This window comes from Sphingobium sp. ba1, from assembly GCF_000743655.1.
In the GTDB taxonomy this organism is placed as follows: domain Bacteria; phylum Pseudomonadota; class Alphaproteobacteria; order Sphingomonadales; family Sphingomonadaceae; genus Sphingobium.
The window spans coordinates 97,201-106,962 of record NZ_JPPQ01000083.1 but is presented as its reverse complement, the minus strand read 5'-3'; the positions used below and the strand labels follow the sequence as shown (position 1 = coordinate 106,962).

General features: G+C 63.5%; 9 protein-coding genes. 5 read left to right on the top strand and 4 right to left on the bottom strand.

Going from position 1 to position 9,762, the window contains the following annotated elements; translation table 11 throughout:
• Positions 1 to 63: 63 nt before the first annotated feature.
• On the bottom strand, positions 64 to 417 hold the full coding sequence (locus IL54_RS19805) for a sensor histidine kinase (RefSeq protein ID WP_037479795.1): 354 nt from the start codon (positions 415 to 417) through the stop codon (positions 64 to 66).
• 480 nt (positions 418 to 897) lie between these two features.
• On the opposite strand from IL54_RS19805, the gene IL54_RS19800 reads away from it, so the two are divergent.
• The 5 genes from IL54_RS19800 to IL54_RS19780 all read left to right on the top strand — a co-directional run bounded on the left by IL54_RS19800 (position 898) and on the right by IL54_RS19780 (position 5,632).
• Positions 898 to 2,394, top strand: a complete 1,497-nt coding sequence (locus tag IL54_RS19800; protein ID WP_037479793.1) for an aldehyde dehydrogenase family protein — start codon at positions 898 to 900, stop codon at positions 2,392 to 2,394.
• A 69-nt stretch (positions 2,395 to 2,463) separates the two neighbouring features.
• Positions 2,464 to 3,588 carry an alkene reductase gene (locus tag IL54_RS19795; RefSeq protein ID WP_037479791.1) on the top strand — a complete coding sequence of 375 codons (1,125 nt, stop codon included), beginning with the start codon at positions 2,464 to 2,466 and terminating at the stop codon, positions 3,586 to 3,588.
• A gap of 79 nt (positions 3,589 to 3,667) precedes the next feature.
• Positions 3,668 to 3,973, top strand: a complete 306-nt coding sequence (locus IL54_RS19790; RefSeq protein WP_037479789.1) for an ArsR/SmtB family transcription factor — start codon at positions 3,668 to 3,670, stop codon at positions 3,971 to 3,973.
• Positions 3,974 to 4,014: 41 nt separating this feature from the next.
• On the top strand, positions 4,015 to 4,986 hold the full coding sequence (locus IL54_RS19785; protein WP_037479788.1) for an LLM class oxidoreductase: 972 nt from the start codon (positions 4,015 to 4,017) through the stop codon (positions 4,984 to 4,986).
• A 340-nt stretch (positions 4,987 to 5,326) separates the two neighbouring features.
• Positions 5,327 to 5,632 (top strand): ArsR/SmtB family transcription factor, encoded by a 306-nt coding sequence (locus IL54_RS19780; protein WP_037479785.1) that lies wholly within the window; start codon positions 5,327 to 5,329, stop codon positions 5,630 to 5,632.
• A 34-nt stretch (positions 5,633 to 5,666) separates the two neighbouring features.
• On the opposite strand, the gene acuI is transcribed toward IL54_RS19780, so the two are convergent.
• From acuI to IL54_RS19765, 3 genes are read right to left on the bottom strand one after another with little or no spacing between them, the layout of a single operon-like run.
• A complete protein-coding gene (gene acuI, locus IL54_RS19775; RefSeq protein WP_037479783.1) occupies positions 5,667 to 6,659 on the bottom strand; it encodes an acrylyl-CoA reductase (NADPH) in 993 nt (330 codons plus the stop codon).
• A gap of 57 nt (positions 6,660 to 6,716) precedes the next feature.
• Complete coding sequence (locus IL54_RS25740) at positions 6,717 to 7,241, bottom strand: MerR family DNA-binding protein (protein ID WP_076605603.1); 525 nt, start codon at positions 7,239 to 7,241, stop codon at positions 6,717 to 6,719.
• Complete coding sequence (locus IL54_RS19765; RefSeq protein ID WP_076605602.1) at positions 7,238 to 9,508, bottom strand: heavy metal translocating P-type ATPase; 2,271 nt, start codon at positions 9,506 to 9,508, stop codon at positions 7,238 to 7,240. Before IL54_RS19765 ends, IL54_RS25740 begins: the two co-directional genes overlap by 4 nt.
• Positions 9,509 to 9,762 lie beyond the last annotated feature (254 nt).

The following is a 9,762-nucleotide window of genomic DNA, read 5'->3' as shown; positions in this document are numbered from 1 at the left end:
AAATCACCCGCAGAATCGCACGCGACTGTAATCAAAACGCTTCTTTATGAGTCAGCCTCTAAATCAGCTTCGATTTTGCCAGATCCTTCTCATTCTCGCAGGAAGCATTTTCCGGGATAGGGTCACTGTCGGACCGTCATGCTCGCGCCAACAGAAGAACAGGTGACGCTTGCCCTGCCGCTGCTTGATCGACCATTCGATCGCGACCCTGCCTTCCGGCACCGACAGCGCCCCGTATTTGATGGCGTTGGTCGCCAATTCGTGCAGCGCCATTGCCAGCGCCAAGGTAATCTCCGGGGAGAGCCTTACATGGGGACCGGAGGCGGTGAAGCGATCGGCATCCCGGTCCTCGAACGGGAGCAGGGCTCTATCCACGATATCACCGATCGCCGCGCCTTCGACCTCATCCTGGATCAACAGCTCCTGCGCGGCTCACCCACCATTGCGACATCATCGAGACAGGCAACGACAGCTGGCGGTTCAAAAACCGGAACTGAGCCGAAAACCCCTTCCCCCGGATCCCCATCCCCGGCGGTTAACCCGGTGGGTCAACAGGGACCTCCCACGGACGCCGCCGCCAGCACACCTGACGGTGTGCGTCGTCGTCCGTGGGCCCCTCCTATCGACTACCGGGATAACCGCCGCGCTGCCGAAAGGTGGGGTCAATATTGGGCGCCGATAGGGGGTCAGTTTTACGCGCCGGTTGACACCTAAAGCCCCTGCATGACGCTGCCAATATAGCGCGCCTAGGCTCCGCAACCCGTTCCACGGCGCATCTGTCCTTCTGATTTAAAAGGGAAAAAAGAATACATAAAATAAGTCTATGCATCGCGATATTGACATATCTCGATTCATAGTTACCTTGGCGCTGTCACTCACGCACCAAGGAGATGCACAATGCTGACGTCAACCAAGCCCGCTTCGATCTACGCTCCCGATACCAGCTACGGTCACTTCATCGACAATCAGTGGGTCGAGGGTGAAAATGGCGAGACGATCGAGAGCATCAACCCCGCCAACGGCGCCTATTTGACGCGCACCCCTAACGGCACCGCCGACGACGTCGACCGCGCCGTCCAGGCCGCTGCCCGCGCCTTCCAGAGCTGGCGCAAGACCTCCGCGACCGAGCGTTCGAATGCGCTCCTCAAGATCGCCGACCTGTTCGAGGCCGATGCCGACCGCTTCGTCATTCTCGAAAGCATGGATGTCGGCAAGCCCGTCCGCGAGGCTCGGCTCGACGTGTCGCTGGCGATCGATCACTTCCGCTATTTCGCCGGCGTGATCCGCAGCCATTCGGACGAAGTGGCGATGATCGACGAGCAGACGATGAGCCTGACGATCAACGAGCCGATCGGTATCGTTGGGCAGGTCATTCCCTGGAACTTCCCGCTGCTGATGGCTGCCTGGAAGATCGCGCCGGCGATCGCAACGGGCAATACGGTGGTGATCAAGCCGTCCGAGATGACGCCGGTCACAATCCTCGAACTCGCTAAGATCTTCGCCCTGGTGCTTCCGGCCGGCGTGGTCAATATCGTCTCGGGCACCGGCGCGGTGGCCGGGCAGGCGATCCTCGATCACCCGCAGATCAGCAAGCTGGCCTTCACCGGTTCGACCCGTGTCGGTGGGGTGGTGGCGGAAGCTGCTGCGAAGAAACTCATCCCAGCAACCCTCGAGCTGGGCGGGAAGTCCGCCAACATCATCTTCCCCGATGCGAACTGGGATCGGGCGGTCGAGGCTGCCGCGTTGGGTATCCTCTGGAACCAGGGCGAGGTCTGCGAATCCGGCGCTCGGCTGTTCGTTCATGAATCGATCTACGATCACTTCGTCGGCGATCTGAAGCAGCGGTTCGAGAGCGTCCGCGTCGGCGATCCGCTCGACGAGAACACCCAGATGGGCGCGCAGGTCAGCCAGACCCAGACCGACCGCATCATGGGCTATATCAAGCTCGCCACGGAAGAGGGCGCCCGCATCCTGACCGGCGGCAATCGCCTGACCGGCGGCGATTATGACGACGGCTTCTTCATCCAGCCGACGATCATCGTCGATGTTCGCAACGACATGCGCGTCGCCCAGGAAGAAATATTCGGTCCGGTGGTCGTCGTGCTGCCGTTCAAGGACGAGGAGGAGGTCATCGCGCTGGCCAATGCGTCGGACTATGGCCTCGCCGGCGGCGTGTGGACCCAGGACATCAATCGCGCCATCCGCGTGGCGCGCGCGGTCGAGACGGGCCGGATGTGGGTCAACACCTATCACGAGCTTCCCGCGCACGCTCCGTTCGGCGGCTACAAGAAGTCGGGCATCGGCCGCGAGACCCACAAGTCCATGCTCGAAGCCTACAGCCAGAAGAAGAACATCATCGTCAGCCTCAACGAGGCTTCGTTTGGACTGTACTGAGATCGAGTGGTTGCGAGGCATATCCATGCCTCGCAACATCGAAACTTCGCGATATTTAGGAGTAATGAAATGAAGAACTCGGTTCTCTTCGACAACGTCCGGCTAGGGCCATACACCCTGCGTAACCGGATCGTCCTCCCGCCGCTCACGCGCTCGCGCAGCTCCCAGCCGGGCAACATCCCCAACGACCTGATGGCGGACTATTACCGCCAGCGCACCGGCGCCGGCTTGATGGTGACCGAGGGGACGCAGATCGAGCCGCGCGGGCAGGGCTATGCCTGGACGCCGGGCATCCACAGTCCTGAGCAGGTCGAAGGCTGGCGCAGGGTAACCGACGCAGTGCATGCCGAGGGCGGCATCATTTTCCTACAGCTGTGGCATGTCGGACGCGTGTCCCACACCTCGCTGCAGCCGGGCGGGGCCGCTCCGGTCGCGCCGTCGGCGATCCCGGCCGACAACGTCAAGGTGTTCATCGAAACCGGTCCGGGGCAGGGCGCACTGGCGCTGCCGTCGCCGCCGCGTGCGCTGACCACCGCCGAGGTCAAGGAACTGGTGCAGCTCTATGCCCAGGCGGCGCGCAATGCGCTCGATGCGGGTTTCGACGGCGTCGAGATCCACAGCGCCAACGGCTATCTGGTGAACCAATTCATCTCGGCTCACACCAACCGGCGCGACGATGAATATGGCGGCTCGCTGCAGAACAGGCTGCGCTTCCTGCGCGAGGTGACGCAGGCTGTCGCGGATGTCGTTGGCAAGGACCGGATGGGCGTGCGATTTGCCCCGCTGTTCGCCACGACCGAGGAGGATCGCGTCTATCTGGGTCTCGTCGAGGAGGATCCCCACAAGACCTATATCGAGGCCGTGAAGGTGCTTGAGGAGGTCGGGATCGCCTATCTCTCGCTGGCCGAGGCCGATTGGGAGAATGCGCCGGAGTTGCCCGAAGATTTCCGCGCAGATGTACGCAAAGCTTTCAGCGGCAAGATCCTCTACGCTGGCAAATACACCCCGGAGCGCGGCGTCCGCGTGGTCGAGGCTGGCTGGGGCGACCTGATCGCCTTCGGCCGTCCCTTTATCGCGAACCCCGATCTGCCGGAGCGTATCGCCCATAGCTGGCCGTTCAATCCGGTGGATCCGGCGACCATGTATGGCGGCACCGACAAGGGCTACACCGACTATCCGGCCTATCAGGACTAGGGGTTTTCGGGCTGCGTCCGGACATCCGGGCGCGGCCTGTGCTCCGGTGCGGCGCCGGTAACAGGTGCGTACAACTCCAATGGGCATCGATGTCAAAGACGCGCTGAAAGCTCTCGACAACCCGACGCGCCTCGCAATTCTCGGGTGGCTGAAAGACCCGCGCAAAAACTTCCCTGGGCAGGAAGTCGATCCCGAACAGGTTGGTGTCTGCGTAAGCGCCATCCAGGAGCGATCCGGCCTCTCCCAGTCGACAGTGTCTTTGTATTTGACCGCCTTGCAGCGCGCTCAACTAGTCACGTCCCGACGTGTGGGGCCTTGGACTTACTACAAGCGGAACGAGGAAAATATCTCGACATATCTGGCGAGCCTCCAATCCATGATTTGACGAAGTGCCCGCCGGGCAACCGAAAGCAAGGAAACCTCACGATGTATCAGCCCAGCACGATCCCTTATCAGCAGCATCGAAGTTTTCGTCATACCTTCAAGGCGGGCCATCTGACCCTGGGGCTGTTCTTCCCCATCGAGGCCTTCCAGGGCGATATGCCGACCATGCTACACCAGGCGGAACTAGCCCATCGCGCCGAGGAGCTTGGCTTCTCGACGCTCTGGTTCCGCGACGTGCCGCTGCGCGATCCGAGTTTCGGCGACACGGGGCAGGTCTTCGACCCGTGGGTCTATCTGGGCTTCATCGCCGCCCGCACATCGACAATCGCTCTCGGCACCGCGTCGATCGCGATCCCGCTGCGCCATCCGCTCCATACGGCCAAGGCTGCGGCCAGCGTGGACCAGTTGAGCGGTGGCCGCTTGCTCCTGGGTGTCGCCACCGGCGACCGTCCGGTCGAGTTCCCGGCATTCGGCGTGGACCCCGACCAGCGAGGCGATGTTTTCCGCGAAAATCTGGACATCATCCGCCGCGCCCAGCGCACCAGCTTCGAGCCGCTGCAATGGAGCCGCGGGCTGCTGGCGGGCGCCGACCTGATCCCCAGGCCCACCACGAATGAGCTCCCGTTCTTCGTGACGGGCAACAGCCGTCAGTCGATGGAATGGATCGCGCGGGAGAGCAGCGGATGGATGACCTATCCCCGGCCGCCCCAGGCGCAGCAGCTGTTCGTGGAAAGCTGGCGGGCGGCGGTCAGGGAACAGGCGGGTGAGACCTACAAGCCGTTCCTCCAGTCGCTCTATATCGATCTCGACGCGCATCCGGCCACGCCGCCGTCGCCGATCCATCTGGGCTTCAGGCTGGGGCGGGATCATCTGCTGACGCTTTTGGAAACCCTGGAAGCGATCGGCGTCGATCACGTCATCCTCAACCTCAAATATGGCCGCCGCCCGGCCCCTGAGGTGGTCGAAGAGTTGGGCTCGCACATCGTGCCGCGTTTCAGGGCGCATGCGCCATGAAATGGCCGGAGCAACACAGGGGCGCACGAAATGGTCTGCGGCGCTTTCCTGATATAGGATCCGCCACCCGACATGCAGGACCCGGCTGGCATCGACAAACTTGGGATCGAGATGGACAAGCCGTCGCAGCACTGAGGAACCTGCGGTCGTGGATTGTCTATCTCGCTGTCCTTGCGGGAGTAGATGCCGGGTTCGTCGAGGCGTTGCCATTACTGTGGTGTCAGATCTCTTCGCGATCGATGGCATCTTCACAAAGGGCCGGTGACTTCTGGACGTCGCGCGGCATCCCACAGCGCAGCGATATATTGTAATATTGAAAAACATCGCTACATGGAGGAGCATGAGCATCGACCTCAATGAAGCCCTGAAGGCTCTCGACAATCCCGCCCGGCTGGCAATCCTGGCGAAGCTCAAGGACCCGCGCAGGAGCTATCCCGAGCAGGAGGTCGATCCCGAAGACGTAGGTGTCTGCGTGAGCATCATCCAGGAGCGCGCGGGCCTCTCCCAGTCGACTGTCTCTCTCTACCTGACTGCTTTGCAGCGCGCCAAGCTCGTGACCTCTCAGCGCATCGGGCCCTGGACCTATTACAAACGCGACGAGAAGAATATCGCGGCGTTCCTGAAGCAGTTGGAAGACCTGATCTGAGCGGCGGCCCGCGCGGCCGCTCAGATCGATCCGCTCATTCCTGTTCGATCTCGACGACGAGGCGCCCGCGTACCTTTCCTGCCAGGATGTCGGTCCCGGCCGCGATGACGTCTTCCAGGCGGATGGTCGAAGTGATCCGTCCCAGCCGCTCGCGATCCAGATCGGTCGCAAGACGCGCCCAGGCTTCGAGACGGCGCGGCTTCGGGCACATGACGGAATCGATGCCGAGTAGAGAGACGCCGCGCAGGATGAAGGGCGCCACCGAGCCCGGAAGGTCCATCCCTTGCGCCAAACCGCAGGCCGTGACCGCGCCGCCATATCGGGTCATCGACAGGACGTTGGCCAAAGTATGCGATCCCACGCTATCGACACCGGCGATCCAGCGTTCCTTACCGAGCGGCCGCCCGGGACTGGACAGTTCGTTGCGGTCGATGATTTCGGCGGCGCCAAGGCCCTCGAGATAGTCCGCTTCCTCGGCCCGACCGGTCGACGCGATGACGTGCCAGCCTGCCTTCGCCAACAGCGTGATCGCGATCGAACCGACGCCGCCGGCCGCACCGGTGACGATGACCGGCCCATCGGCTGGCTGCAGTCCATGCTTCTCCAACGCGAGAATGCTGAGCATCGCGGTATAGCCTGCGGTACCGATCGCCATCGCTTCGGACGGCGTCAGGTCAGCAGGTAACGGCACCAGCCAGTCGCCCTTGACCCGGCTCTTTTCAGCGAAGGCGCCGAGATGGGTTTCGCCCGTGCCCCATCCGTTGAGGATGACTCGATCGCCGGGTTGGAAATCGGGATGGCTGGACGTCTCGACCACGCCGGCGCAATCGACGCCGGGGATCATCGGGAAGCGCCGGACGACCGGGGCTTTGCCAGTGATCGCCAGACCGTCCTTGTAGTTGACCGTGGTGTGCGTCACCCGAAGCTCGACATCGCCTTCCATCCGATCGGCTTCGCTGAAATCCGTCAGCGCGACGGTTTGGCCTGTGTGGTTCTTTTCGATCACGACTGCTCGGAATGTGCTCATGATAATGCTCCTTTCTCAAAATTAGACCGATCGGCTAGAATTGTTCAAAAAAGGGGGTCAGGTGCGGATCATTGCGAAAAACCCTTCCGCGAATGTCCGGAGCGGAGCGCCGCTGCGTTCGAGCTTGGCGCGCAGCACGGCGCCTTCCCACCCGATCCAGAAGAAGGCGGCGAGGCGATCAGCATCATGGTGGGCTCCGATCTCACCGGCAGCTTGCGCGGCTCGCAGGCATTGGGCCGTGCGATGCTGCCAGTCCGCGAAAACGTCGCTGAGCTGCTGGCGAAAGGCTTCGAGCGCAGCCGCCTTACGTCCGAGTTCGTCAGCGCGCGCTTGCGCAAGCATTTTGACTTCGCTGCTCGAACGGCTGCGATCGGACCAGAGCCCGAGTAGCGTCCTGATCTCCTCGATCGGAAAGCCCAGGTCACGCGCGTTGGCAATGAAGCGAAGGCGGTGAACGTCGGGGTCGGCATAGTCGCGGTAACTCCCGCGCCTTGCCGGCGCGGGCACGAGACCGATCTTCTCGTAATGGCGGATCATGCGCTGCGAGACGCCGCAGGCATCCGATGCCGCTCCGATGTTCATAGCTTCACCGTGTTCAGCCGCAGCGCGTTGAGGACCACGGTGAGGGACGAGAGCGCCATCGCCGCGCCGGCCAGCATCGGCGAGAGGAGGATGCCCGCCACGGGGTAGAGCACCCCGGCCGCGACCGGCACGCCGATCCCGTTGAACAGGAACGAGAAGAACAGGTTCTGACGGATATTCCGCATCGTCGCCCGGGCGAGCTTCCGCGCTCGCACGATCGCCGACAGATCGCCGCGCGTGAGCGTTATGCCGGCGCTTTCGATCGCTACGTCTGTTCCCGTGCCCATCGCGAGGCCCACATCAGCAGCCGCGAGAGCGGGCGCATCGTTGATTCCATCGCCGGCCATTGCGACCTTGGCACCGCCCGCCTTCAGTTCGCCGATGATGCGCGCCTTGTCCTCCGGGCGCAGACCGGCGCGCACGTCGTCGAGTCCGCCGACGGCGCGACCGACCGCATCGGCAGTCGCCTGATTGTCACCGGTCAACATAATGACGCGGAGGCCCTGTTGGCGGAGTGCGGCAATTGCCTCGCCGGCGTTGGCGCGGACCGGATCGGCGACCGCGAGCAGGCCGGCAAGAGCGCCATCGATCGCCACCAGGATTACGCCTGCACCGTCGCCACGATGACGATCGGCATCGGCGTCGAGCGCTTTGGGATCAGCGCCGATCCGGCGCATTTGCTCGGCGTTCCCGATCACGACCGAACGGCCATCGACCTTGGCGCTGACCCCTAGACCGGTTTGCGAGGCGAAGTCCGTGACCGTGCCGAGCTGCAATTCTCGATCCTTTGCGGTGACGACGATCGCGTGTGCGAGAGGATGTTCGGATTGCCCTTCGACGGCCGCAGCGAGGGCTAGCATGTCGTTCTCTACGACCGAGCCGATCGTCTGGACCGCGATGAGCTTAGGCTTGCCTTCCGTGAGCGTGCCCGTCTTGTCGATGACCAGTGTATCGACTTTTTCGAGCCCCTGAAGCGCTTCGGCGTTCTTCACCAGCACGCCGGCCTGAGCCCCGCGGCCCGTCCCGACCATGATCGACATGGGCGTAGCGAGACCCAGCGCGCAGGGGCAGGCGATGACGAGCACGGCAATGGCATTGAGCATGGCGTGGCCCATGCGCGGCTCAGGACCGACCAGCGACCACACCACGAACGTCGCGATGGAAACCAGCACGACCAACGGCACGAACCAGCCGGATACCTGATCGGCGACCGCCTGGATCGGGGCACGGCTGCGCTGCGCGTCCGCGACCATGCGGACGATCCGCGCCAGCATCGTATCCGACCCGACCGCGCGCGCTTCCATGACCAGGCTGCCCGTGCCGTTGACCGTACCACCCGTAACGGCCGCCTCGGCCTCCTTGAGGACAGGAGCCGGCTCGCCGGTGAGCATGGATTCATCGACCGAGGAGCGTCCCTCGACCACCACGCCGTCAACCGGGATCGCATCCCCGGGACGAACGCGAAGCCGATCACCGGCCGCCACGTCAGCAAGGCTGACTTCCTCCTCGGACCCGTCCGATCGCACCCGGCGCGCCGTCTTGGGGGCAAGATCCATCAGGGCGCGGATCGCGCGCCCGGTCGCCGCTCTGGCACGCAGTTCAAGGACCTGTCCGAGCAGCACCAGCGCCACCACGACCCCGGCCGCCTCATAATAGACCGGCACCACGCCGCCGTGCATGCGGAAGGTCGGCGGAAAGATGCCGGGCGCTACCGTCGCGACGAGGCTGTATAGGAAGGCTGCACCGACGCCGATCGAGATCAGCGTGAACATATTGAGATGGCGGGTGCGAAGCGACGTCCATCCCCGCTGAAAAAACGGCCAACCCGCCCACAGTACGATCGGGGCGCTGAGCGCGAGCTGTACCCAAGGGGAAGCGGCAGGACTGACGACATCGATGTCGAGCATTTCGGCGACCATCGAGATCGCCAGCAGCGGCACGGCGAGCACGCCCGCCACCCACAGCCGACGCGTGAAATCGACCAGCTCCGGATTAGGCCCATCATCCAGCGACGGTTCTTCCGGTTCGAGCCCCATGCCGCAAATCGGGCACGTCCCCGGACCCTCCTGGCGGATTTGCGGGTGCATGGGGCACGTCCAGATAGCCCCCGGCGCCGCCGTTGGCTCAGGCTTCGACTTGTCGCCGAGATAGGCGTCAGGGCTGGCACCGAATTTGGTCCGGCAACCGGCGCTGCAAAAATGGAAGGTTTGGCCGGCGTGCTCTGAATGATGCGCCGTTCTCGCCGGATCGACCGTCATCCCGCACACCGGGTCCGTAACCGTCGCTGCGCCTTCAGAGACCTTGCCGCCAGCGCAGCATCCTCCAGCCTCAGGGTGATGCTCGTCGTTTTGGGCCGTCTCCGGAGGCCCATCAGCCGCTCCACCCGAGCAGCAGGCCGCTGGGGCGGGAGGGACAGTCGCGGCCGCAGGCTCAGTGGTACTCTGGCCGGAACAGCCGCACCCGCTGGCTTGAGGCGTATGGGAATGAGGGTCGTTCATGGCGTGAGACTCCTTCTACCCGA

What these genes read in the sequence shown, in the direction of transcription:
- IL54_RS19800 (WP_037479793.1), top strand. Translation starts at nt 898, where the DNA reads ATGCTGACGTCAACCAAGCCCGCTTCGATCTACGCTCCCGATACCAGC.
- IL54_RS19795 (WP_037479791.1), top strand. Translation starts at nt 2,464, where the DNA reads ATGAAGAACTCGGTTCTCTTCGACAACGTCCGGCTAGGGCCATACACC.
- IL54_RS19790 (WP_037479789.1), top strand. Translation starts at nt 3,668, where the DNA reads ATGGGCATCGATGTCAAAGACGCGCTGAAAGCTCTCGACAACCCGACG.
- IL54_RS19785 (WP_037479788.1), top strand. Translation starts at nt 4,015, where the DNA reads ATGTATCAGCCCAGCACGATCCCTTATCAGCAGCATCGAAGTTTTCGT.
- IL54_RS19780 (WP_037479785.1), top strand. Translation starts at nt 5,327, where the DNA reads ATGAGCATCGACCTCAATGAAGCCCTGAAGGCTCTCGACAATCCCGCC.
- acuI (WP_037479783.1), bottom strand. Translation starts at nt 6,659, where the DNA reads ATGAGCACATTCCGAGCAGTCGTGATCGAAAAGAACCACACAGGCCAA.
- IL54_RS25740 (WP_076605603.1), bottom strand. Translation starts at nt 7,241, where the DNA reads ATGAACATCGGAGCGGCATCGGATGCCTGCGGCGTCTCGCAGCGCATG.